We start from the raw sequence: 23,994 nt of genomic DNA on the forward strand, positions 1-23,994 counted from the left end.
GAAGCCCAGTAGGGCAAAAAACAGGTGGCTCCGTCAGGCCGGACTAGTGGCTCTCACTTCTCCGGACTGGCGGCTCCGCCGCTCCGGAATAATCAGAAATTGCGGGCGAAATAGCAGAGGAATACGATATCAGCATTACTCGGGCGTGCAAATTGATGGGCATCCACAAGTCGTTCTTCTACTACGAATCAACCAAGGATGATTCCGAGGTCGAGGCCGCGATCCGGCAGAAGGCCGAGGTCACCAACGAGGGCTTCTGGAAAATATTCAGGCTGATTCGCAAGGATGGGCATCCGTGGAACCACAAGAAGGTCCACCGTGTCTACGAGGCGATTCACTTCAACAAGCGCAAGCCGTTGCGCAAGCGCTTGCCTGCCCGAGTCAAGAATCCGCTCGTGACTCCGGAGCAGGAAAACGTAACCTAGTCTATGGATTTCGTGACGGATGTCTTGCAAAGCAACCGCAAGTTCCGCGTACTGAACATCATCGATGACAGCGATAGAGTTGCCGTCGCTCAAAAAGCGGCGCACTCCATACCGGCATCTCGCCTGATTCGCTTCATGGAGGAAATCATTTGGGAGAAGGGTAAACCGAACAACATTCGCTGCGACAACGGTCCTGAATTCATCTCGCATGAGTTCCAGGAATGGTGCGAGGGTAACGGGATCAAGATCTTGTACACGCAGCCAGGACGCCCAACTCAAAACAGCTATATCGAACGGTTCAACGGGTCGTATCGCAGGGCTGTTCTGGACGCATATATTTTCAGGACTCTAGACGATGTAAGGGAAGTTACCGAAAAATGGATGGACTACTACAACAACGAAAGACCCCATGACGCCTTAAACAACCTCGCTCCAATGGAATATCGGTTGGCAAGAACTGGGTGATTTTGTATACTTTAAACCGGTCCTAAAAATGGGTAGCTGACAATTATGGGGAAGCTTACACTACAGGAGAAACTGCAATGCCAAAGTGGCGTATAGGAGATACTCCCGCAAGTGAATCCGCATAATAAATCAACGCCCCGCGTTCGCTCTCGGCAAAATCGCGAACAAATTTACCATTTCTGCGTAGGTAACGTAATCAAGGTTGTTTCAATTTTTTATCAACTAAAGCAAGTATTGGTTGTTCAATAATTTTTTTCCTAATCAAATCTATTATGCTGCATACAACAAATGTCGATATTACCGCAAATATCATATACGGCAACAATAAATTTGATGCAAGAAAGTCATCCATTTTGAAGATTCGGTGCCATAAAATTTTATTGAAAAATAAATTCTCATGAATGAGATAGACGCCAAAGGTTGTTCCTGCAACAAGATTTATTAACTTACTATATCGAATTCTTAAATTTTTGAAAAAAGCAAACAAGAAAACAGCATTTAAAAGCGCCGGAAATTTTGCCAATGCAAAAGGATAGCAGAACACATCTCCAAAATGTGAATTTATAAAGGGGAATACATCCCGGTATTTTAACACAAGAACTATCCAAACAACAAATATTGACGAAATCGCCAAAACAAGTCCAAGATTTCTTTTTTGATTCTTCAAAAAAATAGGATCATAGATTCTTATATAATTTGCAATATAATATCCATGAATAAAATAGAATAAATTATTCTTTTGGAATATTCCTTGTCCTGGAAACATGCATACAATTGTTCCCCAAAAAGTTAAAAGAATTATTAAATTTCTGAATTTTTTCCTATCAAGGAACTTCAATGATTCATTTAAAAACGGTGTAAACATGAAAAAAACTAGATATGATGAAGCAAACCAATTGTTTCCCAATAGGGTCGGCAAAAAAGATTTTATCAAATCCCTTGATGTGAACGCCCTCCCCAAAATTCCAATTTTATCTATTGAATTGTAAAAACCAAAGAAATCCACATCAGCAGTCACAAGTTGTATCTTAAACACATAGAGAATCAGCCCAATTATAGCCGAGGTAGAAAAAATTTGCAACCACAACTTAAACATTTTTTTGTAATTAAAAATTGAATTTGAGATAAAATAACCAGAAACAAATATAAACAAATAATTTCCAAGGTTTCCCGACCAAATGAGAAATCCTTTTCCAATAATTGTATTAAAATCCATCGCGACATTTGGAGCAAAGAAAATGCCGTGTCGGCACAAATGATGCCATATTATCAAAAACATTGATACAATTCTCAAAAGTTCAAAATTTGATTCTCTCGTTTTTTCCATAAACTTAATCTTCGGGGTATAGCGATTTAAGGATGTTTCTAATTCATATGTTTAATCTAACCTATTTCGCTGAAAATCTGTATAAAAGAGGCCGATTAAACCAAACGATTCAGCAATTAACGGATTTCAATAAGACCTCGTCCACCAGACATATACAACACATCGCCAACAATTGTATTTCCTATATCGCTTGCCAACATAAGGGCAAATTCAGCAACTTCATCAGGCATTGTAAATCTACCTATCGGATTTAATTGAGTACAGATATTGTCGTCCTGATAACTCTTTTGCATCTTTGTCGCCGTTGGCCCCGGGCCAATTCCATTGACAACGATGCCATGATGAATCAACGCCTGAGCAAATCCTTTGACTAGCCCCGAAACCCCCAACTTTGATAGTCTATATGGTGACCAGGACGGTTCCAATGCCGATTGTGAAGATATCAATAAAATATGACCTTTAATTCCCTCTTTTATCATATATTTTGCTACGGTTTGACAAGCAAAGTAAGTTCCTCTTAAATTAGTATTCATTATTGAATCATATTCTTCAATGGTTGAATTCAGAAAACTCAAACCATCTCTATCTACATGAATTCCGACACAACTTACAAAGATGTCTATTTTCCCAAATTTACTTATAGCTTCTTGTATTTTTTCTTCAAATTCATTGGGCTTCGAATAATCAAAGCCAATAGAGGAAGCCATACCTGTTGGAAATTTGCTTAGAGCATTGTCTAATTTAGTCTTATTTGTAGCAGCCAAAATAACTTTACATCCTGCTTCTACATACTTATTCGCGATTGCAAGGCCAATGCCTCCAGTAGCACCAGTTATTAAAGCAACCTTATCCTTTAGTTCTTCACCATGTTTTACATAATGATTTATTGGAATAGTTTTGGTTTCTTTTGCCAACAGAAATACTTTTCTTAGCAGTTGGTATATCTTGCTCATATTATATCTCCATGAGATTGTTAAACACTATTATTCACGTTTTTTCTTTGCAAAGCTAAATAACTTATCTTTTATTTCACACAAAGAATTCTTGAACAATAATACAAGTATAAAGAATAAAATGGATTCATACAAATATACAACATTAGTTTCCACAGATAACAGCAAAATCGTTTGCAAAAGCAATACGAAATAGCATAAAACATCTCGTCCCAAATTCAATTCAAGTCTAATATATTTTTTTACTGTTATTACCCTGAACGCCCAAACGAAAGCATAAGCCACAACTAAAGCCATCGCCGCACCCATTATTCCAATTGTTTTAACTAGAACAATATTAAGAATAATGTTAATTATTGCTGAATATAGTGTTGATTTCGCAAAAGCCTTGGAATCTTTTACAGCTGAATAAATTCCTCCTATATAACCAGAAAGCGCCCCGAATACAACAGCAATCAACAATAAAGGCGAATATTTCCAAGCAGTATAAAATTCCTGTGCATATAAAAGTCTGGCAATGTATTTTGAGAAAATAATGATTAACGAACAGATAATAGTCATACACACATTGTACGAATTGTACATTTTTGAAAAGAACCCATTTTTATCTTCAGGATCAAAATCTTTTACAGCAGATAGAGTCCAAGCCTGAGAGAAAATGCCTTGAAAGATCATAAGAATGGAAGGAATTTTATAGCTTACTGAGAATATACCATTAGCAGACATGCCGCAAAGCCAAATAATCACATAACGATTCGAAGCGTTATTGACCCACCACGAAATATTATTTATTATTAGTGGGACAGAAAAAGACAACATATTACTGGTTAGCATTTTGTTTTTCATGCCAACCCATTTAAACAATTTCCATGCTTTTATGGAAAAAGTTATATACAAGAATTGGACGAGTAACCCGATAATATTGGCCGCAAAGTATCCTTTAAGTCCCATATGCAGAGGAAGTAAAAATAAAACATTAAGCACTAACATGGTTGCAGAGCCTAAAACTCCCGATACAGCAACAGTTCTTACTTTATCTATGCCTCTAGCATAATTATTCAATATTCCTGTTATTGCAGAACTAAAATACATTAGTATAAAACAATACAAATATTGATTAAATATTGGAAATAGATTCATTAATTTATTTATGAATGATAAAAAAACGATAGCCAAAACGCTAATAACAAAAAACTTTATGCTTATTGAAAATACATCCCTGCTATCCGATTCTTTATCTAAAGAAAAGCGTAAAGTTGCGTCACATATATTGAGCGTTAATAAAGGGATCAGCAACAATACCGTTGTATTGAAGAAATCATATGTACCATATTCCTCTGTTGACAAAACATTCGTATATAGAGGAACAAGAAAAAAACTAAGCAGTTTTGTGCCAAACTGACTTAATGTTAGCAAGCCAATATTCTTTGCAAGATATTTCGCTTCCTTCATTATCTATAATCCAATCTAATTTAGAATAAAGATTTTATTAAGACTATTCCATTATATCATTTGCCAATGCCTTTGCAGCGTTTTCTAATTGACGTTTTGAGCGAATAACAGGAAATAGCGCGAATAGAAGCATGCTGAGTTTTCCTCTTAAGCCTCCTCCAAAATCCCATTCGCTACACAACAACACTTTGGGTAACCTTTTGCGAATATTTTTTATGCTTTCTTTATAAATATCATGATTTTCTATTTCTGAATGCGTTGCAATAATTAAACGAAGTACAAAACCATAGTTTTTCCAAATGTGCCAATCACACGCATTTTGCAGCCGTTTAGTATTTATATGCAATTGTTTTTTTATCAGTTTAATATTTTCTAAAGCATTCGTAGCCATTTGTAAATTATAATGAGTCAACCCAGATTGTGTATTGTTCAATCGATAGTTATACACCTTCCTGTGACCAACCCCTACATGATTTGCATATTGCGCTGCCATTACGCTAAAATACAAGCCTTCACCAGACCATTTTGTACAAAAAGAGATGTTATTCTCTTTCAACAATTTTGAACTATAAATTTTATTCCATGGACCAATCGGTATTCGAGGGTAGATGATTGCACAAGCGGCTTTTTCAGCAGACCAAGTTTCAATTTCATCTGTTTCAATCTGAATTCTATCTCTAGTTGTAAAAATTTTATCTGACATTGCCATGTCAGAATCTGTTTCTTGGATTAGGCGCATTAAATATTCAACATAATCTAATTCAAGCCAATCATCGCCATCAATGATGCAAATATAATCGCCGGTAGCCGCATCCATGCCTACATTTCGAGCTTCACAAGCCCCACCATTCTTTTTATGAATGACCTGAATTCTATTGTCTTGATCGACATACTTATCGCAAATAACACCACTATTATCAGGAGAGCCGTCATCAACAAGGATGACTTCAATATTCTTGTAAGTCTGATTTATGATAGATGTTATGAGTTTGTCCAGAAATTTCTCAGACTTGTATATAGCAACGATAAGGGATACTTTAGGTTGCATCATTTTCTCCTTGTAAAAAACACTGAGGAATTTGACCTGAAATAGATTTTTGGATATAATCACGGATAGTAGCGCGTTCTTTTTTCAACACCACACTCGTTTCTTCAGGCAGATATTCCAAATAGATATTCTTTAATATATCAACATTTTCAATCAAACGATTATCCATACCAAATCGTTTTAACAAATCACTAATTCGACTAGTTTGCTTTGACACTGAATAATCACGATGAAAAACAAAGAAGCGCTTGTTGAAATTTATGGAAAATAATGACGAATGGAAAGAGTCTGTCAATACAAATTCGGCATGGTCAATCATGGAAACATATTCCCATGGTCCTCCATCCATAAAAGTAAATCTTTTCAATTTATCGAAAACATCGTATTTATAACCAAGAGCAATCACATCTAAATTCAATTGTTTTGAAAGCCAAGCCATAGATTCTAAGGCGATTTCATTTGGCTCATTCAAGAAATGAACCAAGATGTATTTTTGAGAAGGAATAACGGCATCTTTTGCAAAATCACGCCATTCATCGGCATTGTAAATAAAAGTTGGGTCAGCAATTCGACAGACTTTGGTATTGGAATACTTCTTGACTATCTCTACTCCCGTCTCTTCACGTACAGAAATGTAATTGTATTCATTTAATACTTTTTGCAGTTCCTTTTGGTTATACTTAGGTATTTGGGAAATACCAAAACTAACAGCGAAAGATATTCGCTTTTCTCGTGGAGCAAACGTTAAAAAATAAAAAGAATAAAAAAGGGAACTTAAATTCCAAATTTGATCGCTTCCTGCGATAAATAGATTATATCGTTTTTCGCCATCTTTTTTTAAAACTTTATTAGAAATTTCAACAGGCTTAAGATAGCTTTTAACAAAGCTATTCATTTCTTCTATAGTTCTTGTTGTCAATTTTGTTGTCAAACAATTTCCATATAGCTTTGACTTCGCTAAGGATATGCAAAATGAGGGATAACGTAGAATTTTTCCAACAAGTCTAACGAATTTACACAATCTTATTATTATATCGTTTCTTTGATACTCGCTCAAACAAAGAACATCGCAATCATAGTTTAACGTCCTTAATAAACTTTTTGTAGAAAAACACTGAAGTATTGAGCCGTAATTATTTTGATAGAATGTAATTAAACCGATTTTTTCCTTCATTTTTTCCCTAAAAAAGAAAGTTAGCGACGACCAAATATTTTTCTCAAAAAAAGAGCAATTCGTTTTCCACACAATTGATATATTTTTTTATATACCCAGTCCCTAATCAAGCTACTTCTATCAGCCCAACTAGCTGCGTAATGGTGTATTGATCTTGTCACTTCTGTAATATCAATTTTTCCCGTGTTCATATTACAGGGATTAAAGTATTCTTTTGGATATATCGTTATATCATCAATAGACTGAATCGCATTCTCTTTTTCTAAACCATTCTTTTTTAGATATTCCGTTGTTAAGGTAACAATATTGCAGTTTGTCATTTTTGTTTCATCAAATGTTTGATGACGGTATATTTCAAACAGGTTGTTTATCGTTTTAGAATTTTTTGAGCAACCGAATCCCAAACCAGGATTCACCCAAATTTCGCCATCATATGCTTCAATACCCATGAATCCACCTTTTTCAAGAATATCATCAAAAGGCCGAACAACCTCAACATCTGTATCAAAATAAATTCCACCATGTTGCGCCAAAATGAATAGCCGCGCAACATCCGAAACAAAAGCCATCTTTTGAGCACGATAAGCTTCGCGAGTATATTCAAATGCGTCTACATCAAAGTTTGATTCATCCCATTTTATAATTTCATAATTAGGGAAAAATTTTTTCCAACTATCTATACATTTTAATGCTAAAGGGGATAACGGATTTTTTCCGAACCAGCAATAGTGAATTTGCTTAGGAATAATATCATTTTCCATAATTTAATTCCAAAAAAAATGATAGGGAACAATTTTATGCCATTCCGGTCGATAAACAAAAAGAAACATATTGTATGCTGTAGTAGCAATAAAAAACACATAGTAAAAAAACAACTTTTTATTTTTCTCCATATATTCAATCACCGACGGAATCAACAGAATCACAAAAATCCAATAATAATATTCAAATCTATCTAATAATGATGCACGAGTTGAAATCAATGACAAGCACACTGAAAAAATGGTAAAATAGACTAGAATAGTTTTCATTTTATATTGTTCGGTGCTCAAAAAATCTTTTTTTATTTGTTCTATATAACCAGAAAGGACTATAAATGCGACAACCAGTAACTTTATTAACAAACTTACGAAGTTACCCAAATTATTCGATTTAAAAGCTTCAGAGCCAACATAATGACCATAATAGACGGGGAGAAACTGAAATACAAATGGTATTATATTTGCGAATAATAGATAAAACACAAAAAAACAACCAATCAAGGCTAGAATTCCTTGTTTGTTTAAGGGCATTCGAGAGAGAGGCCATGCAAAAATAAACACCAATGCAGATGAGTGAAAAGATGAGGCTAGGAAAACAAAAAAAAGAAAAAATCTCAAATTAGCTTTAACTAAATATTTGAAGGCAAAAAATGTCAATGAAAGAGCTATAGCTTGTCTAATTCCGCTTAAATAGAAGTAAAAGAAACGTAAAGAAATAAACAAGAAAAAACTGAATGCAACATTCTCGGAAAATCTGTATATAGTTTTAGACAAAGAAAACATACAAATTATCGCTGTAAAAACGAAAAGAAATTGAACATCATGGAAAATTAAATAAATTAATTTTGAAAAAAATTGAAAGCCATATTCAAATCTTAACTCATAATCAAAAAAAGTTGATACATCAGAAAAATGATTGAAAAAATAAACGTAACTCGGCGTATCATTCCCTATTGTCAAAGCTTTGAACGCCATTAAGGAGCCCAAACAAGCTGTTGAAACAATCAAGACAGCTTTCTTATATTGTGGCGAAAAAAAACTTGCAAAAGCAAACAGGCTCATTAAAATCAAATAGAAAAGCATAAAATCTTATCGAACAATTATTCTTGCAGGAACACCAACTGCAGTAGCATTTGCAGGAACATCCTTTAGCACCACAGCATTCGCTCCGATTTTAGCATTATCACCAACTGTAATATTCCCCAAAATAACGGCTCCGGCCCCCAATACACACTTGTTTCCAATTCGCCCCCCCCCCGTTACCGATAGTAACATTCTGATAAATGATGCAATCATCCCCAATTTCACAATTAATATTTAGAACAATTCCTATCCCATGCGCAATCTCAACATTTTTTCCAATTTTTACAGAAGGCGGAATATAGCAGTTGAAAATCAAGTAAATTAGACGAAAAACGATGTTAGCCATAAATTTCAATTTATGAACATAGAGCCATCTTTCAATTCTGTAAAATGTCATTACAATTCCATAATTTTTTTTCATACCATCTCCAAATACAAAGACTCTATTTTCTTTATTTCTGTTTTTATGCTAAACTTAGAATCGGAAAAAGCCTGAGACCGAACATTTCGCAAATCATCATTTAATGGTTCAAAAGAAGATATTGCATTTTGCCAAACATTTTTTTTCAAAGAGAAATATTTTACATCACAAACATGAACTTCTTTAGTAATAGTATCACTAATAAAACAGGGCAAGCCACATGCTTGAGCTTCTACAACAGTAACTGGCAAGCCTTCTTTCAACGACGGTAACAAAAGACAATCAGAGGCGCACAAGAAATCATTAACTTCATTCGTTTTTCCAATGAACTTAAAATTCTCTTTTAATCCATATTCCTCAATTTTTGATAGTGCCAATGGGGCAGTAGGGCCATCTCCAATTAACAAACAAATTATATTGTTATTCAAATTGATACATTCCGCCATGACATCAACAAGGAAAAGAACATTTTTTATGGGACTATAATTTGAAACATGGCAAAAAACAATTTTATTAGAGCAATTTAGTCGACTGCGAACAAGATTTCTTTTTTCATCATTAAAACAAAACTTATCGCAATTGACAGCATTGTTTATAATAGTGTACTTATTAGACGTTAACCATTCACTTCCATATAAAAATATTGCAGCCTCCGTTGAACAAGCCCAATATATATTTGCGTATTTTTTTATTCGGGATATCAAAAAATCATTTACAACAGTTTTTATTCTATTTGGGCTCATCATTGTTGAATGACTATGAACAATTCTGTTTTTCATGCCATATTTAAGTGCATATCGTAAAGAAAAAAAAGCTGTTGTAGGAGAATGCAAATGAACAGCTTGATAACAACTAGCATGTTCTTTAAAAAAAGATTTTATTGTGTTCAGTGCAGAAAAAAAAGTGCGCACCGACAAGGGATTCCCGACATAAAAAATCCGGCCTCCCATTTGAAGAATTTCATTTTCATAAGATACGGCAGTTTTACAATAAACAAGAAAATCGAATTGAATCTTTTCTCTATTGATGTTTTTATACATATTCATTACAACGGAAGATACCCCCGAAGCTAATGAAATATTATCAACAATCTGTAGAATTCTTACCACCGTTAATCCTTTATTGTATTTTTTTCAAACTTTTTCTTCTTCCACAGCCCATACCACATATTCCAACAAGCGTACCAAAGCGCAATCGGTGCCGGCTTTTCATCGCATAGATGGAACAGGTCATAATGACTGCGGAGTTTTTTGCTCAGTTTGTCGTGGCTAATACTCTTCTTGCGGATCCTGTATTTTGCCAGATTTTCCTTAAGCAAATGCGCTTCCGTTCCCGGTTTCTTGTAAAGTTGCAGGCGGATTGCGTAGTCGTTATTCTTCTTGATGTCCTTGATTTGAATCAGACCAAAGTGCTTGGCGCTGTACATCATAGTGAGTTGACCAATATAGTCGTAGTTGTACATTCTACGCTTGTTAACGACTTCCGGGCCGGTCACGTAAATGTTCAGGGGATTATCGTCCTCGTCAATCTTTTCGTATTCCGTGTAAGAGAGAACATACCCATGCTCACGCATAAAACTGAGTTGTTTCACCAATTTTAGCGGAGTCCACAAATCATCGGAATCAAGGAAGGCGATCCATTCACCTTTTGCTTCGCGCAGGGCGCGGTTGCGGGTTAAAGCGGCACCCATATTGTGGTCGTTTTTGAAGTAGCGAATTTTCTGGGACAGGAGATCCCCGCCTTCGCTGACGCTTCGCTCAGGATGACACGTTTGGTTCACTTCGGCGGGCTCAGTGAACTTTTTCACGACTTCATCGGTGTTGTCGGTGGAGCAATCATCAACGATAATCAGTTCCCAGTTGGTATATGTCTGGGCAATAACAGATTCTATGGATGCCGCTATAAACTTGGCGGTATTCCAGGAGGGCATTATAATCGAGACAAGACCTTCTACCATACCGTCCTACCTATATTCCTTCCCCAGCACGGCAAGCACGGTCCTCGGCATGGTCAGCACGTCGCGCAAAAAACTGAACCGCTTTACAGATTCCAGGTTCCACTTCATCTTTGCCGGCAAAACGTCTTCTATGTAAACCTTGTCCACGTCATCGGCGGCGTTCAAGAGCTTATCTTCGTCCTTGTAACGGATGCTGGCTTCGCTGGTAATTCCGGCAGGCATCAGGAGAGTCGCATAGTATTCCGGCTTGTATTTTTCAACATACTTCACAGCTTCGGGCCGTGTTCCCACAAAGCTCATGTCGCCATTGAGCACATCGAACAGTTGCGGCAGTTCATCAAGCCTAAGGCTACGCAGTTTCGCACCTACTCTCGTGATTCGGCTATCGTTCCCCACGGTCACGGCAGAACCGATTTTGTCGGCATTGCTGACCATGGTGCGGAACTTGTGGATTCTAAAGTGCTTGCCGTTGGTGGTAACGCGTTCCTGGCGGTACCAAACCGGGCCCTTGCTGTCTAGCTTGATCATGACAGCTATAACAGCCATGGGAATCGCAAGAATCACAAACAGAATCAAGGCTACAGCCAAGTCAAAGCCTCGCTTCAAGGCCAGCTGGCCACGGCGCTTTGCCAGAATGTCGTAATACTTGCGAACTTCGTCGCAGCGCATTTCGGCAGGCAGGTTGTCCCATTTTTCAAGAAACAAGGCGACACTCCAGACCTTTTAGATTTCCGGCATCAAAATGCTAATATAGGTTTCGACAATAAAATCAACCTGTTCGTCGGTCAGCAGCGTATGAAGCGGGAGCGTAATCTCGTTTGCGAACTGGGCGTAAGCATTCGGGTAATCCTTGATATCAAAGCCCAAGTTCTTGTAGGCGGTCATCATCGGGAGCGGCTTGTAGTGCACGTTGGTCGCGATTCCCTGTTCGGCCATTTTCACGATGATTTCGTGGCGCTGTTCGGCGTTGATTCCCGGAATGCGCGAGAGGTACAGATGTCCGCTGGAATAACTGTCGTTTGTAGCGTGCGGCAAGGTCTTTACTCCGAGCGGCTTGAGTGCTGCATCGTACTTTTCGATAATCTGGTGACGGCGTTCGACAAGTCCCGGATAGCGTTCCAACTGCTTGAGACCAATGGCCGCCATGATGTCGGTCATGTTGCACTTGTAGTTGGGGGCAACAATGTCGTATTCCCAGGCACCGAGCTGCGTCTTGGCGAGGGCGTCCTTGGACTGTCCGTGCAGAGAGAGCAACTGGAACTGCTTGTAAACGGCTTCGTTATCGATAAAATCGCGGGTGCGCCACGTAGCGGCACCGCCTTCGGCCGTGGTAAGGTTCTTTACCGCATGGAAAGAGAAGCTAGAGAAGTCGGCGATTTCGCCTGCCACCTTGCCGTGCCACTTAGCACCGAATGCGTGAGCACAGTCGGCCACCACGATTACGCGGCCAAACCCCTTCTGAATGTCGTTGTTCGGCTTGAAAAGGGCCTTTTTACGTTCAACAATTTCAAAAATGCGGTCGTAATCGCAAACCACCCCGCCGATATCCACCGGAATAACCACCTTGGTCTTTTCGGTAATGGCGTTTTCGAGGGCGTCGTAGTCCATTTCGAAGGAATCCTTGGCAGTGTCCACGAACTTAACTGTCGCTCCACAATGGATTGCCGGGCTAGCCGAAGCAGTGTACGTGTAGGCAGAGGTGATTACCTCGTCGCCAGGGCCAATGCCCAAAATGCGGAGGATAAGTTCAAGCGCCGCCGTAGCAGAGTTCAAACAGACTGCCTTGTCGGTATGGCACACCTTGGCAATTTCGGCTTCGAATTTCTTTGTTCTCGGACCCGTAGTAATCCAGCCAGAGCGCAAGGCTTCGCAGACTTCTTCAATTTCCAAATCAGTGATATCAGGAGGAGAAAAAGAAATCTTCATACGCGCCGCAACCTTCGGTGTTACCCGGCCTTTCTGGCGCTTAGCGACCACCGCTGCGCCCAGTCCGACCGGAATGTGAATTTATTCTGAGCAAATATAAGTATTTTTTACGTAACTCAGGGTGAATTGAGCCTATTTTATCACAGAAATCTTACTTTTTTGCGTAAAACGCTACGCAACCTCGATGTCCAGTTTGCTTTCGGTATAACGCTTGACCACGGAATTGAGAAGCGTCTGGTACGGAATGCCTACGCGCTCCGCCTTCGCCTTGAACGCCTCCAAGACACCCGGATCAAAACTTGTCCCGACTTTGGTCTTGCGCTTCTTGACTATGGCCACGGCCGCATCCATCGAGGATACCGGTGGCATAACGGTACCCGCATTATCACCTGTTTCCTCATACTCTTTCTCAAGAGCTAAAGCCAGTTCCTTGTTCGTCATAATCACCTCCTCGGAAAAAGCGTAATTAAAGTGTCCGTGAGAGCGTTATAGACCAACCTAAACTTGCCTCTCTCGTCCATCCTCTGCTTTGCGTGTTCACTAATCTTTATGTCCATAATATATATTTCTATCTAGATATTGTCAAGATATTTTATTTCGGAGTGAAGCTGATTCACCCCTCTTTATTAACACGCTTTTTTCAGCATCCCGATGCCAAAATTTTTGTAAAACTTTTGTAAAAAAGGGAATCTCCCCCAGCCTCCGCTCCCCGACCACCCACCCCTACCGCAAATAAAAAAGCACCCGAATCCAACGGATCCGGGCACAAAAGTTTTCGGGGGAAGGGGATTTTGCTACTTCAGCGCGAGCATCGCCGAAATCACGTTCTCTGGCACGTTCTGCGAACGCAAGTAGTCGGCTCGTTTGGTGTCGCGAACAGCATTGTCAGCATTATTCTTTTCGCGCTCATGTTTAGCGCCGTTCGCTTGGCCCTTCAAGAAGGCTTCGGCTTCGAGAGCTTCGTATTCATGATGGTCGAACATGTTTGCCTCCAGTGCTTTCAAAAGTTCAGGGTTCACGCGACTTACGCGCAGACGGTCAAGTGCATTCGCAAAGATCGGGTCTTCCGTTTCGGGCACCTGCAGCGGGCCTCTTGAAATGAGCCGGAGCCAGAAATCTTCGCGAGTTTTCACGCCTTTACGCAACTGCAAAAAGTTGGGCAGGTCTACTACAATATACCTATTTTTCCGCAAAATGGGAAGAGCGTTCCCCGACTTGACTTCGTATTCACTGTATGTTAACCACACATCCTTATAAATTTCCTTTGACCGGAGTACCGGATTGTTGCAAAGCCAAATGGATACCGTTTCCGGAAGTTCATAGTAACGGTACCGGCGTTCCTCTTCCGGCAGGCCCATGAAATAGTCTGAACGGTTGAACTCGTACTTGCCGCGCAGCGTGAGGTACGAATTGTAAAGCTGCATACAGTCGAAAAAGAACGAGTGCACTTTATTCTGCATCTCGATGTTAAGATACCGATTGTCCCGAGTATGCACCCAGACGTCAAGACGTGCGGGGTCATTTTCGGGCATAAAGATGTCGATGGGTTTCTCGAATTCGTATTCAAGGTCGACAATTTCATGGTCATGGTCCAGCTGGAGCAAGCTGTTGAGCACATCGCGGATTGTGTCCTTGTCGTCCATCAAGATGCGGAAGGTCGCCGCGTATTTGGGCAGCAGGAATTCTTCGCCCCGTTCGTTTTTAACGATGTAATTTTTGGTCGGTTGATTGGTTGCAGACATGTATTTTCCTTTCGGGTTAAGTTATGGCACACCCCCTTATTACTTAACACGCTTTTTTCAGCATCCCGATGCCAAAATTTCTGTAAAACTTTTGTAAAAACGAGAATATTTTCTACATTAGCGGGCAATGAAACATTTAATCTCGAAAGAAGGCTTTGAAAAGTTCAAGGCCGAATGGGAACACCTGAAGTACGTGGAACGGCCGGCCATGATCAACCAGGTGCAAGCGGCAGCGGCCGAGGGCGACCGCAGCGAAAACGCGGCCTACACGTACGGGCGCATGCGCGTGCGCGAGATTGACCGCAGACTCCGCGAATTGGACCGCATTCTAGACGGCGCCCAGGTGGTGGAATCGCAAGCTAGCGACGACGGCACCATACGCTTTGGCGCCACAGTCAAGATGAAGGATATCAAGACCAAGCGAGAACGCACCTACAGCATTGTAGGCGAAAAGGAGATTGACCCGCTGCAGGGGCGAATCAGCATGAAGTCGCCTGTGGGCGAGGCCCTGATGGGCAAAAGGCAAGGCGACCAGGTGCAGGTGCAAGCCCCCAAGGGAGTGATAACGTACGAAATAATCGCTGTCACTTACTAGATCCTTCGACTCGTTACACTCGCTCAGGATGACAAATCCTAAGCTCAGGATGACACCGCCTAATCACTAACCACAGCCTACTTCCTACTGCCTACTTCCTACTGTCTACTTCCTACTAACCCATGTTCATCGATACACACTGTCATATAGATTCTTATGAGGGGCATGCGGGGGAAAGTTTTGAGGCGCTGCTTGCAAGGCTCCCCCACGACGCCGATAAAAACGTGCAGCTGCCCGAGGCGTTTGTCCATGTGGCATGCGACCCGGCAGACTTTGAGCGCGCCAAAGAAATTTCCGAAAAATACCCGAACGTGTACGCCGCCTACGGCATTCACCCGGAATATGTCTTGACCGAAACCGCCGAAGACGAAGCCCGCCTGCTGGAATACCTAGAACACCCCAAGTGCGTGGCGTGCGGCGAATTCGGGCTCGATTACCACTACGGGGCCGACACCAAGGCCGAACAGGTCAAGCTGTTCGAACGCCATCTGGAACTCGGGCTCAGATCGGGCAAGCCGCTGGTTTTGCACCTGCGCGAAGCCGATGACGACGCCCTGGCCGTGCTGCGAAACGCCGACTTGCGCGGCGCCAAGATTCACATACACTGTTTTACGGGCAGCCCCAAATTCTGCGGCCAGCTTCTAGACCTCAAGTACCGCGGCGCAAGTATTTTCGTGGGCTTTACGGGAATCGTCACCTTCAAGAACGCGCAGAACGTACGCGATGCGGCAGCCCTTGTGCCCCTGGACCAAATGCTCCTGGAGACCGACTCCCCCTACATGGCACCTGTCCCCTACCGCGGCAAGCCCTGCCATTCGGGTTACATTCCCTACATTGCACAAGCCCTCGCCCAGGTAAAACAAATCCCTGTAGAAGAACTCTACAGGGCCTGTCGCGAAAACACTCGCCGTTGTTACGGGATATAGCTTTCCCCCACGTAGCCTCTTTCGATAATCGGGATTTCTTTGCGCTTTTCGGCCACGGCGGTCGTGGCGGGCGCGTAATGTTCCTGCAGGTAGTCGCGGGCATTTTCGGCAGAGAGCGGCTTGCTAAAGTAGAACCCTTGAATCAGGCGGCAGCCTTCGTCCCGCAAGAACTGCAGTTGGCTTTCGGATTCCACACCCTCGGCAATCAAGTCCAGATTCATGGATTTTGCAATGCCGATCACCATACGGGCAAACGAGGCGTCTTCTTCGTCGTCGGTCACGTGGTCAATGAACGACTTGTCCATCTTGAGCGTATGGATGGGGAACTGCTTTAGGTAAGAAAGGCTGCTGTACCCCGTACCGAAGTCGTCGATCGAAATCTGGATACCCATACTCGAAAGCGCCTTCATGATGCGCACGGTCTTTTCGGCTTCGCACACGGCGGTGTATTCCGTGATTTCGAGCTTGAGGTTCTTGGGGTTCAGCTGGGTTTCCAGCAGCACCTGCTTAATGTCGTCGATCATGTTGTCGAGCGCAAACTGCTTGGCCGAAAAATTCACCGCCACCTGAATGTCGGTAAAGCCCGCGTCAACCCATTTTTTGGTCTGCAGGCACGCCATCTTCAAAATTTGCGCCCCGAGCGGAATGATCAAGCCGGTTTCTTCGGCAATGGGAATAAATTCCGCCGGCGAAATAAACTTGCTCTTGGACTGGTTCCAGCGCACCAAGGCTTCAAAGGCCACAATGCGGTTGCCGTCGGTAATGTCGACAATGGGCTGGTAGAACAGCACGAATTCTTGCGCCTGAATGGCCTTGCGAATGTCGAATTCGAGCTTGTAAAGGCGCATGGCCTTTTCGCGGATACCGCCGCTAAAGAACTGGATTCCGCCGTGGTTCACGCTCTTCTTCATTTCGCGAAGGCTAGACGTCACGTTCGCCATGATATCTTCGACGCAGTCCACTTCGCGGTTCAGCGCCACTGCCATCGAGACGCCAATGTAGAGTTCGCGACCATCGAGCTGGATCGGCTGCTTTACGGCGCTGTGAATGCGGCGCACAATCGACTTCACGTCGCTGTCGTCGTTCTTTTGAATGTCATGCAGCACAATGGCAAACACGTCGGGGCCAATGCGGGCAATGGTGTCGCCCACGCGGCACTGGGCCCTGATGCGGTCGGCCACTACGCGCAGCACGTTGTCGCCCACGTTAATGGAATAAGAGGTATTGATCGCGCCAAAGCGGTCGATATCCAAAAGCGCCACGGCAAACAGGTAGTCCGGTCGCTGCAGGGCCATGTCGACATCGACTTTGAGTTTTTCCAAGAAGAACTTGCGGTTGTAGACACCCGTGAGCGCGTCTTGGTACACGTAATAGTAGTTCTGCTTTTCCTGGGCCTGTTTGTCGGAATTTTCGTCGAGGGACCCCACAATGCGAATGGGGTGACCGTCTTCGTTCAGCTGCACGTGGCCCGAGATTACCAGCTTGTCGGCTTCGGCGGAATTGTCAAGCAGCGAAACAATCAGGTGGAATTTTTCGCCCGTTTCGAGTGCCAACTTTAGTTCTTCTTTAAAGCGGAGCCAGTCGCTTTCGACAATGCGTTCCCTGAGCAGGTCAAAAGAATCTTGAATGGGGCTCGCCTGGGCCTGCAGCAGCTTAATGGCGCGCTTGGACCAGTAAACCTTGCCCGTTACGACGTCGAACGTCCAAAAACCGTTCGAAGAAACGTCCACCATCATCTGGAAGAGTTCGTCGCGCTCCATGAGGTCTTTCTTGAAATCGCGGATAGGGGTCTGCGCGGGGGCAGGAGCGGTAATTTCGACATCTTCGCGCATGCGCTTGCGGTTGCCGATAACCGGGAACCGGTACATCACGGCCACGACCACCAAGAAGAAATCCGCTAAAAAATAAGGAACAGCCCACAATAGACTGTCCTTGGTCGCAACGATTTCGGGAATAAAAGCAGCAAAGAAAACACTTGCCAAAACCAGCAAGAGTCGCAAAAAAACTTTCTCTTCAAATAATCTCATTTACCCATCCGTATGGGCTTAATATATAAATAAATTTTAACAGTGTAACTAAAAATTTTATGTTTTTTTTGATAGTCGATGATTACACCGCTAATAGAAAAACGGACCCCGCAGGATCCGTTTAATAGTGCCAAAGGGACTCGAACCCTTGTTACCGGCGTGAGAGGCCAGTGTCCTGGACCACTAGACGATGGCACCGAAATTCGCCGTATTTGGCGTTTTGCGCCGCCAAATATAGCAAAACCGTAAAATTCTGTCTAGCCCGGATTAGTCTCTGTAGAACAGGTCGAGGTTGCTTTCGACTGCCGTAGAATTTTCGAGGTTGTTCACGTATTCGTTGAACAAACTCATAGCCACATAGCTAGAGGCGTTGGCCACGTCGCTCTTGACGGCGGTGTTCACGGCATCTTCTTCGGGAGCCTTCTTGGAGAGCACCTTGACCATCACGGCACCGTTGTCGGTTGCAATGGCAGAGGACCATTCGCCAACCTTAGCGCCTTCGAGCACCTTGGCGAGGTGGGTGTTGCCGTAGCCGAAGCCCGGAACAAAACCATCGACCGAGGCGGTAATCTTTTCGATTTCGACCTTTTCGATCTTGTTGGCGGCAACAGTGGCAGAGTCGGCGGCGCTGTCGGCCGGAGCCCAGGCCTTGACCTTGTCGGCCACGGAATTCAGGTAGCTTTCGGCAGCGGCAGCGGACTTGTTGCGGAGCAGCGTGCTCTTGATGTTGTTGAAGTACAGGTCGAGGCTACGTTCGCCGGCCTTGAGTTCCTTGGACTTGAGGGCGACAACGACCCACTTGTTGTTCTTCATGATCGGAGAAACCTTGCTGGATTCTTCCGGGAGGTTTTCGTTGGGCCATGCGTAAGAGGTAAGGCCCTTGAGGTAACCGACACCGTCGATCGATTCGCCGCGAGAAATCCAGTTAGAAGTATGAGTGTCGATGTTCTGTTCCTTGGCTGCTTCGGCGAAGGTCTTGCCGGCATCCACAGAAGCCTTGATCTTGGTGAGGATACCTTCGAGGCTGTCGATGGTTTCAGAAGAAGCGTTCACGACAAGGAGAATGTGAGCGACCTTCACGAGGTCTGCACCGGTAGAATCCTTGGACTTGCCAAGGCTCTTGATAATGTGGTAGCCGAAGCGGGTACGAACCGGTTCAGAAACTGCACCGGAGTCGAGGCCGAAGGCCACGTCTTCGAATTCCTTGACATACACGCCGCGACCCACGTAGTCGTCGCTCAAGATGCCGCCCTTTTCGGCGGTGCCGGCGTCTTCAGAAGAAATGCGGGCCATGTCTTCGAACGTGGTGGTCGAAGAGGAATCGGTCAGCTGGTAGTAAAGCGTCATGGCGTATTCGCGAATGCGGGCGTCATCAGCAGCGGTAGCTTCGACCGGGAGGTAGGCAAATTCGAACTGGGCCATGTCCTTCTTGACAAAGAAGCTGTCGCGGTGGGCGTTGAAGTAGCCTGCCACCATCACGCTGTCCACAGAATTGTCGTCGACCTTGAAGTCGTTGTTAGAAGCAACTGCCACCTGCAGTTCGTAGTCGGTCAAGCGACGGTTGACAGCCCAGCTAGCTTCCAAAGAAGTAGCATGCACAGAAGCGCCGACCAGCATCTGCAGTTGACGCATCGGGATGGTGTTGGTCTTGAGGTCTTCTTCGAACTGCAACATGACGCCCCAGCGGAATGCTTCGGGAGTCTTGAGCCATGCTTCGTATTCAGCCTTGTCGAAGGTAGAATCGGTCATGAACTTCGGGAGCGTAGACACATAAGCCTGGTAGCGCTGCATGAAGTCTTCTTGGCTAGAGGACTGCTGCTGGATCATGCGGATGCGCATCTGGGCTTCCTGGTAAAGGCGGGCGCGAACGGCATCGGGGTTGCGGACGAATTCAGATTCAAGTTCGGCAACCGAGGCGCTCAGTTCGGCTTTTTCGAACTGTTCGTTCAAGAGAATCTGGCGAACGAAGCTACGGAACACTTCGGTGCGCAGCTGGTTGTACTGTTCGTCTTCGAGGTGCTGGCCCTGGTACTGGTTCTGCACGATATTCTTGATGCGGGAGTCGAATTCGGCATAAGTAATCTTCTTATCGTTTACAACGCCGACCGGATAGCTGTGTCCTTGGTTGGGCACGCGGTCCATGGCCAAAAGGCCAACCACGATACCCGCGGCAAAGATAACGATAATCCACTTGGCTTTTTCATTAATCCACGTTAACATAGAGTAGACTCCATAGAAATTTTTGTCGGGCAAAATGTAGCAAAAAAAATCTATTTCTTTTATTTTGCATTCAAATAATGCCGAAATAGCGCTTTTTTTCTATCTATATACCACGTAAAGACAAAGTTTAGCCAACGGAGTTCGGTCATGTACGACATTTTGGTTCTGGGAGCAGGAATTTCTGGCCTAAGCGCAGCGTTGCACGCAGCAGAAAAGGGCCTTTCGGTAGTCATTCTCACCAAGGGAGCCAAGCCGGACGGATCATCGAACTACGCCCAGGGCGGAATCGCCACCGTTACCGAAAAGACGGACAAGTTCAAGTTCCATATCGACGACACGCTCGAAGCCGGTGCAGGCCTTTGCAAAAAAGAACCGGTGAATATTCTGACAAAAAGCGGCCCAGACACCATTCGCCAGCTGGTCAAGTGGGGCGTGCAGTTTACCCCCTCGCCCGCCGACAAGACCCAGTTCGACTTGCACCTGGAAGGCGGTCACAGCCACCACCGCATTTTGCACGCCGCAGACCTCACCGGAAAAGAGATTATGCGTGCACTCCTTTGCGAACTGCACAAGCACAAGAACATTCACTACATCGAAAACTGCTACATCAAGGACTTGATTTGCAAGGGCGAAGGCAAGAGTAAGCGCTGCGTCGGCGCAAAGATCATTCACCAAAAAACGGGCATTGTCGAAGACCTTTACGCCAAGGCATCTATTCTTTCTACCGGCGGTGCCGGTCGTATCTGGCAGTACACCGTTTGCCCGCCCGACAGCTGCGGCGACGGCATGGCGATTGCTGCCCGTGCAGGGGCCGCGCTGCAAGACATTGAATTCATGCAGTTCCACCCCACGAGCCTTTATGCGCCGAGCCTCAAGAAGCCGTTCCTGATTTCGGAAGCGGTACGCGGCTTTGGCGGAATCTTGAAGAACGACAAGGGCGAAGAATTCATGAACCAGGTGCACCCGCTGCATTCCCTTGCACCGCGCGACATTGTGGCACGCGCCATTCACAGCGAAATGCAGCGACTGGGCAAGCCGAACATGTTTATCGACTTGAGCGGTCGCACGCCGAAAGACATCAAGAGCCACTTCCCGAACATTTACGCGAAATGCCTCGAGGCAGGAATTGACATTACCAAGCAGTGGATTCCGGTGGTGCCGGCCGCACATTACATGTGCGGAGGCGTACTGGTCGACATATGGTCTAGGACTGAAATCAAGGGCCTGTACGCCTGCGGCGAAGTCGCCGCCACCGGCGTTCACGGCGCTAACCGTCTCGCCTCTAACTCCCTCTTGGAAAGTGTCGTCTTCGCCATTCGCGCCGTGGACAACATTTGCGAAAGCGGTCTCCTTAAAGAAAAGCTGGTACCCGGCAAAGCCAAGCCGCAAAAAGTTTCGTTCGGCAAGGCGGCCTACTGGCGCAAGCGCAAGAAGATTCTGCAAGACATGATGTGGACGCATTGCGGAATCGTACGTACCGTGGCGGGCCTGAACCAAGGCCTGACAGTCATCAAGGAACTGGAAAAAGATATCGATGCAGCCATCAAGAACAAGGAAACAGAAAATCTGCATTACCTTGAATTCTTGAACGCGCTTCAGGTATCGAAAATGATTCTGATTGCGGCACTGCACCGCAAGGAATCCCGCGGATTGCATTACATTCTGGACTACCCGAATCTGGATCCCAAGACGAAGCATCATACGATTTACTTAAAGTAGGAAGTAGACAGTAGGAAGTTGGAAGTGGCAAGCGAGAGCAAGAAACCCGCAAAGATAGGTGGATACACACCGACGCAGGAACTGGGTTCCGGCGCCATGGGCCAGCTGTGGCTTTGCCATGACAAGTCACTCGACCGAATGGTCGTGGTCAAGCAGATGCAGCAAGACATCGAAGATAGCGATGTGAACATCCGCCGCTTTATGCAAGAAGGCAACATTCTTGCGCACCTGAACCACCCGGCTATTACCAAACCCTACGCCTTGTGGAAAGAAAAAGACGGCAAGCTTTCGCTTTCCATGGAATTCGTGCACGGGCTTACACTTCGCCAGATTTTAGACAAAGTACCGCAACCGCCGCTCTGGGTGGTGCTGAACATTTTGCACGAGATTCTTTGCGCCTTGGGCGAAGCCCACCGCAAGGGGATTGTGCACCGCGACCTGAAACCCGCAAATATCATGGTCGACAACGACGGTCGCGTGCACCTGCTGGACTTTGGTATTGCCCACACCGAAAATCCGCTCAAGTTTAGCAAAGGTGAAGATGCCGAACGCTTAACGCAAACAGGCGCCATACTCGGCACTGTCACTTACATGAGCCCCGAACAAACGCTAGGCGAAGAGGCAACCCCCGCTTCGGACTTGTTCGCGATCGGCATCATCGCAAGTGAAATGCTACTGGGCCAGAATCTGTTTCGCGGCACAAGTTTTAGCGACACGCTCACGCGCATCCAAAAGCTGCGTGTTACCGAAAAGGCATTTAGTAAGGAAATCCCCCGCCGCTTAAGAAAGCTGATCGAACGAATGCTCCAGAAGGATCCGCGCAAGCGCCCGCTCACCGCATTCGATGCCGCCGAGCAAGTTTCGCAAGTCATGCGAAACTTCCCCCGCGACATGGTCCCCTACATGGCCATGTGGATTTACGCTATTAAAGATTCTATCAAGCAAAAGACAGAATCTATTGACGAAACGCTTTATACTGAACCCCCGGTCTACCCCACTCACCGAAAGTTCCTGTTATTCAAGGGTTTTTGCATGGGAGCTTTGGCCGGTTCTTTAATTTGTTTTTTAATTACACGATTTATTTAAAACCTATTTAAAACAAATTTTATGAACGCCATCGATATCGTCTGCCTCGTCATCATCCTGTTCTTAATGTTACTGGGACTGTGGCACGGCTTTTTCCGAGGAATTTTTCGACTGATTGCCTGGGCCGCAGGCATTGTGGGCGCCTATTTTGCATGCGGCTTGCTGGCCGAATTTATTTCGAGCACTTTGCAGTCCAGCGCGTTTTCGACTAAGCTCGTTTGCATGTGCATCGGCTTTTTGGTGCCGTTCCTTTTCTTCTTGTTCGTGGGGCATTTTCTGCAACACATTACCGAAGGCACAAAAGTCGGCAAGGCCGACCGAATTCTCGGCGGCATTTTTGGAGTTATTAAGGCATTGCTCATTTGCTTTGTGCTGCTGACGATTTTGCACCTGTTCCCCTTCGGCGGAATTGTTCCTGAAACTCGCGACAACGCCTTCGCCTACGACGCTTACAAGGCAACCCTTGAACTGATGGGTTATTCTTCGGAGCCGGTCGACCTTTTGGAAGTCGCCGAGAAAAAAGCGAGCGAAGTCGTTAAAAACGCAACGGACAAAGCAGCAGAAAAAGCCGCGGAAGCCGCTAAAGATGTCGCTGACAAGGCAGTTGAAAAAGCAACCGAAGCGGCTAAGGAAACAGTGAAAGGCGCTGTAAGCAACGCTGTGGATACTCTGAAGAAATAGCTATGA

23 protein-coding genes and 1 tRNA gene are annotated in these 23,994 nt (G+C 44.4%); 7 read left to right on the forward strand and 17 right to left on the reverse strand.

Translation table 11 applies throughout. The annotated features are described in order from the left end of the window. Window positions 1-155: 155 nt before the first annotated feature. Both B9Y58_RS06230 and B9Y58_RS06235 read left to right on the forward strand, forming a co-directional pair. Entirely contained in the window at window positions 156-425 is a 270-nt protein-coding gene (locus tag B9Y58_RS06230; RefSeq protein ID WP_073055188.1) for a hypothetical protein, read from the forward strand. Window positions 426-428: 3 nt separating this feature from the next. After that, complete coding sequence (locus B9Y58_RS06235) at window positions 429-890, forward strand: integrase core domain-containing protein (protein ID WP_073055186.1); 462 nt, start codon at window positions 429-431, stop codon at window positions 888-890. A 196-nt stretch (window positions 891-1,086) separates the two neighbouring features. Here the strand turns inward: B9Y58_RS06235 and B9Y58_RS06240 are convergent, their stop codons facing one another. The 14 genes from B9Y58_RS06240 to B9Y58_RS06305 all read right to left on the reverse strand — a co-directional run bounded on the left by B9Y58_RS06240 (window position 1,087) and on the right by B9Y58_RS06305 (window position 14,734). Next, on the reverse strand, window positions 1,087-2,217 hold the full coding sequence (locus B9Y58_RS06240; protein WP_083532244.1) for an acyltransferase family protein: 1,131 nt from the start codon (window positions 2,215-2,217) through the stop codon (window positions 1,087-1,089). A 116-nt stretch (window positions 2,218-2,333) separates the two neighbouring features. Continuing rightward, a complete protein-coding gene (locus B9Y58_RS06245) occupies window positions 2,334-3,170 on the reverse strand; it encodes an SDR family NAD(P)-dependent oxidoreductase (protein ID WP_073055182.1) in 837 nt (278 codons plus the stop codon). A 30-nt stretch (window positions 3,171-3,200) separates the two neighbouring features. After that, window positions 3,201-4,622 (reverse strand): lipopolysaccharide biosynthesis protein, encoded by a 1,422-nt coding sequence (locus B9Y58_RS06250; protein WP_073055180.1) that lies wholly within the window; start codon window positions 4,620-4,622, stop codon window positions 3,201-3,203. Between the two features lie 43 nt (window positions 4,623-4,665). Then, window positions 4,666-5,673, reverse strand: coding sequence for a glycosyltransferase (locus B9Y58_RS06255; RefSeq protein ID WP_073055178.1), 1,008 nt, complete (start codon window positions 5,671-5,673; stop codon window positions 4,666-4,668). Further along, on the reverse strand, window positions 5,660-6,844 hold the full coding sequence (locus tag B9Y58_RS06260) for a polysaccharide pyruvyl transferase family protein (protein ID WP_073055177.1): 1,185 nt from the start codon (window positions 6,842-6,844) through the stop codon (window positions 5,660-5,662). Before B9Y58_RS06260 ends, B9Y58_RS06255 begins: the two co-directional genes overlap by 14 nt. A gap of 20 nt (window positions 6,845-6,864) precedes the next feature. Beyond that, the gene (locus B9Y58_RS06265) at window positions 6,865-7,605 is read right to left on the reverse strand and encodes a glycosyltransferase family 32 protein (RefSeq protein ID WP_199220954.1); all 741 of its coding nucleotides are present in this window, start codon (window positions 7,603-7,605) and stop codon (window positions 6,865-6,867) included. A gap of 3 nt (window positions 7,606-7,608) precedes the next feature. After that, the gene (locus B9Y58_RS06270; RefSeq protein ID WP_158278334.1) at window positions 7,609-8,667 is read right to left on the reverse strand and encodes an EpsG family protein; all 1,059 of its coding nucleotides are present in this window, start codon (window positions 8,665-8,667) and stop codon (window positions 7,609-7,611) included. Window positions 8,668-8,694: 27 nt separating this feature from the next. Continuing rightward, on the reverse strand, window positions 8,695-8,913 hold the full coding sequence (locus B9Y58_RS14745; protein ID WP_233247867.1) for a serine O-acetyltransferase: 219 nt from the start codon (window positions 8,911-8,913) through the stop codon (window positions 8,695-8,697). A gap of 192 nt (window positions 8,914-9,105) precedes the next feature. After that, entirely contained in the window at window positions 9,106-10,218 is a 1,113-nt protein-coding gene (locus B9Y58_RS06280; protein ID WP_146196831.1) for a glycosyltransferase, read from the reverse strand. A 2-nt stretch (window positions 10,219-10,220) separates the two neighbouring features. Next, the gene (locus tag B9Y58_RS06285; protein ID WP_073055171.1) at window positions 10,221-11,066 is read right to left on the reverse strand and encodes a glycosyltransferase family 2 protein; all 846 of its coding nucleotides are present in this window, start codon (window positions 11,064-11,066) and stop codon (window positions 10,221-10,223) included. A gap of 6 nt (window positions 11,067-11,072) precedes the next feature. Next, entirely contained in the window at window positions 11,073-11,735 is a 663-nt protein-coding gene (locus tag B9Y58_RS06290) for a sugar transferase (RefSeq protein ID WP_073055225.1), read from the reverse strand. A 54-nt stretch (window positions 11,736-11,789) separates the two neighbouring features. After that, on the reverse strand, window positions 11,790-12,992 hold the full coding sequence (locus tag B9Y58_RS06295) for a DegT/DnrJ/EryC1/StrS family aminotransferase (protein WP_073055223.1): 1,203 nt from the start codon (window positions 12,990-12,992) through the stop codon (window positions 11,790-11,792). Window positions 12,993-13,163: 171 nt separating this feature from the next. After that, window positions 13,164-13,433, reverse strand: coding sequence for a hypothetical protein (locus B9Y58_RS06300; RefSeq protein WP_073055169.1), 270 nt, complete (start codon window positions 13,431-13,433; stop codon window positions 13,164-13,166). Between the two features lie 353 nt (window positions 13,434-13,786). Beyond that, the gene (locus tag B9Y58_RS06305) at window positions 13,787-14,734 is read right to left on the reverse strand and encodes a PD-(D/E)XK nuclease family transposase (RefSeq protein WP_073055167.1); all 948 of its coding nucleotides are present in this window, start codon (window positions 14,732-14,734) and stop codon (window positions 13,787-13,789) included. 127 nt (window positions 14,735-14,861) lie between these two features. Between B9Y58_RS06305 and greA the strand changes: the two genes are divergently transcribed. Continuing rightward, complete coding sequence (gene greA / locus B9Y58_RS06310) at window positions 14,862-15,329, forward strand: transcription elongation factor GreA (protein WP_073055166.1); 468 nt, start codon at window positions 14,862-14,864, stop codon at window positions 15,327-15,329. Window positions 15,330-15,451: 122 nt separating this feature from the next. Then, window positions 15,452-16,255 (forward strand): TatD family hydrolase, encoded by an 804-nt coding sequence (locus B9Y58_RS06315; protein WP_073055163.1) that lies wholly within the window; start codon window positions 15,452-15,454, stop codon window positions 16,253-16,255. Here B9Y58_RS06315 and B9Y58_RS06320 read toward each other — a convergent pair. The 3 genes from B9Y58_RS06320 to B9Y58_RS06330 all read right to left on the reverse strand — a co-directional run bounded on the left by B9Y58_RS06320 (window position 16,243) and on the right by B9Y58_RS06330 (window position 20,502). Then, a complete protein-coding gene (locus B9Y58_RS06320) occupies window positions 16,243-18,282 on the reverse strand; it encodes a putative bifunctional diguanylate cyclase/phosphodiesterase (protein WP_073055162.1) in 2,040 nt (679 codons plus the stop codon). The genes B9Y58_RS06315 and B9Y58_RS06320 overlap by 13 nt on opposite strands. Window positions 18,283-18,407: 125 nt before the next feature. Continuing rightward, window positions 18,408-18,480, reverse strand: a tRNA-Glu gene (locus B9Y58_RS06325). Window positions 18,481-18,549: 69 nt separating this feature from the next. Continuing rightward, window positions 18,550-20,502 (reverse strand): peptidylprolyl isomerase, encoded by a 1,953-nt coding sequence (locus B9Y58_RS06330; RefSeq protein WP_073055160.1) that lies wholly within the window; start codon window positions 20,500-20,502, stop codon window positions 18,550-18,552. A gap of 147 nt (window positions 20,503-20,649) precedes the next feature. Here B9Y58_RS06330 and nadB point away from each other — a divergent pair, with 147 nt between their 5' ends. Genes nadB through B9Y58_RS06345 form a run of 3 tightly spaced genes read left to right on the forward strand, consistent with a single transcriptional unit; the run spans window position 20,650 to window position 23,988 of the window. Next, a complete protein-coding gene (gene nadB, locus B9Y58_RS06335) occupies window positions 20,650-22,221 on the forward strand; it encodes an L-aspartate oxidase (RefSeq protein ID WP_073055158.1) in 1,572 nt (523 codons plus the stop codon). Window positions 22,222-22,245: 24 nt separating this feature from the next. Continuing rightward, a complete protein-coding gene (locus B9Y58_RS06340) occupies window positions 22,246-23,307 on the forward strand; it encodes a serine/threonine protein kinase (protein ID WP_143154652.1) in 1,062 nt (353 codons plus the stop codon). 21 nt (window positions 23,308-23,328) lie between these two features. Beyond that, window positions 23,329-23,988 carry a CvpA family protein gene (locus B9Y58_RS06345; protein ID WP_073055154.1) on the forward strand — a complete coding sequence of 220 codons (660 nt, stop codon included), beginning with the start codon at window positions 23,329-23,331 and terminating at the stop codon, window positions 23,986-23,988. Window positions 23,989-23,994 lie beyond the last annotated feature (6 nt).

The sequence above is a fragment of the Fibrobacter sp. UWB15 genome (genome assembly GCF_900177705.1).
In the GTDB taxonomy this organism is placed as follows: Bacteria; Fibrobacterota; Fibrobacteria; order Fibrobacterales; family Fibrobacteraceae; genus Fibrobacter.

What these genes read in the sequence shown, in the direction of transcription:
- B9Y58_RS06295 (WP_073055223.1), bottom strand. Translation starts at nt 12,992, where the DNA reads ATGAAGATTTCTTTTTCTCCTCCTGATATCACTGATTTGGAAATTGAA.
- B9Y58_RS06245 (WP_073055182.1), bottom strand. Translation starts at nt 3,170, where the DNA reads ATGAGCAAGATATACCAACTGCTAAGAAAAGTATTTCTGTTGGCAAAA.
- nadB (WP_073055158.1), top strand. Translation starts at nt 20,650, where the DNA reads ATGTACGACATTTTGGTTCTGGGAGCAGGAATTTCTGGCCTAAGCGCA.
- B9Y58_RS06235 (WP_073055186.1), top strand. Translation starts at nt 429, where the DNA reads ATGGATTTCGTGACGGATGTCTTGCAAAGCAACCGCAAGTTCCGCGTA.
- B9Y58_RS06260 (WP_073055177.1), bottom strand. Translation starts at nt 6,844, where the DNA reads ATGAAGGAAAAAATCGGTTTAATTACATTCTATCAAAATAATTACGGC.
- B9Y58_RS06320 (WP_073055162.1), bottom strand. Translation starts at nt 18,282, where the DNA reads ATGAGATTATTTGAAGAGAAAGTTTTTTTGCGACTCTTGCTGGTTTTG.
- B9Y58_RS06255 (WP_073055178.1), bottom strand. Translation starts at nt 5,673, where the DNA reads ATGATGCAACCTAAAGTATCCCTTATCGTTGCTATATACAAGTCTGAG.
- B9Y58_RS06345 (WP_073055154.1), top strand. Translation starts at nt 23,329, where the DNA reads ATGAACGCCATCGATATCGTCTGCCTCGTCATCATCCTGTTCTTAATG.
- B9Y58_RS06250 (WP_073055180.1), bottom strand. Translation starts at nt 4,622, where the DNA reads ATGAAGGAAGCGAAATATCTTGCAAAGAATATTGGCTTGCTAACATTA.
- B9Y58_RS06330 (WP_073055160.1), bottom strand. Translation starts at nt 20,502, where the DNA reads ATGTTAACGTGGATTAATGAAAAAGCCAAGTGGATTATCGTTATCTTT.
- B9Y58_RS06290 (WP_073055225.1), bottom strand. Translation starts at nt 11,735, where the DNA reads ATGCGCTGCGACGAAGTTCGCAAGTATTACGACATTCTGGCAAAGCGC.
- B9Y58_RS06300 (WP_073055169.1), bottom strand. Translation starts at nt 13,433, where the DNA reads ATGACGAACAAGGAACTGGCTTTAGCTCTTGAGAAAGAGTATGAGGAA.
- B9Y58_RS06315 (WP_073055163.1), top strand. Translation starts at nt 15,452, where the DNA reads ATGTTCATCGATACACACTGTCATATAGATTCTTATGAGGGGCATGCG.
- greA (WP_073055166.1), top strand. Translation starts at nt 14,862, where the DNA reads ATGAAACATTTAATCTCGAAAGAAGGCTTTGAAAAGTTCAAGGCCGAA.
- B9Y58_RS06305 (WP_073055167.1), bottom strand. Translation starts at nt 14,734, where the DNA reads ATGTCTGCAACCAATCAACCGACCAAAAATTACATCGTTAAAAACGAA.
- B9Y58_RS06265 (WP_199220954.1), bottom strand. Translation starts at nt 7,605, where the DNA reads ATGGAAAATGATATTATTCCTAAGCAAATTCACTATTGCTGGTTCGGA.
- B9Y58_RS06270 (WP_158278334.1), bottom strand. Translation starts at nt 8,667, where the DNA reads ATGAGCCTGTTTGCTTTTGCAAGTTTTTTTTCGCCACAATATAAGAAA.
- B9Y58_RS06240 (WP_083532244.1), bottom strand. Translation starts at nt 2,217, where the DNA reads ATGGAAAAAACGAGAGAATCAAATTTTGAACTTTTGAGAATTGTATCA.
- B9Y58_RS06230 (WP_073055188.1), top strand. Translation starts at nt 156, where the DNA reads ATGGGCATCCACAAGTCGTTCTTCTACTACGAATCAACCAAGGATGAT.
- B9Y58_RS06285 (WP_073055171.1), bottom strand. Translation starts at nt 11,066, where the DNA reads ATGGTAGAAGGTCTTGTCTCGATTATAATGCCCTCCTGGAATACCGCC.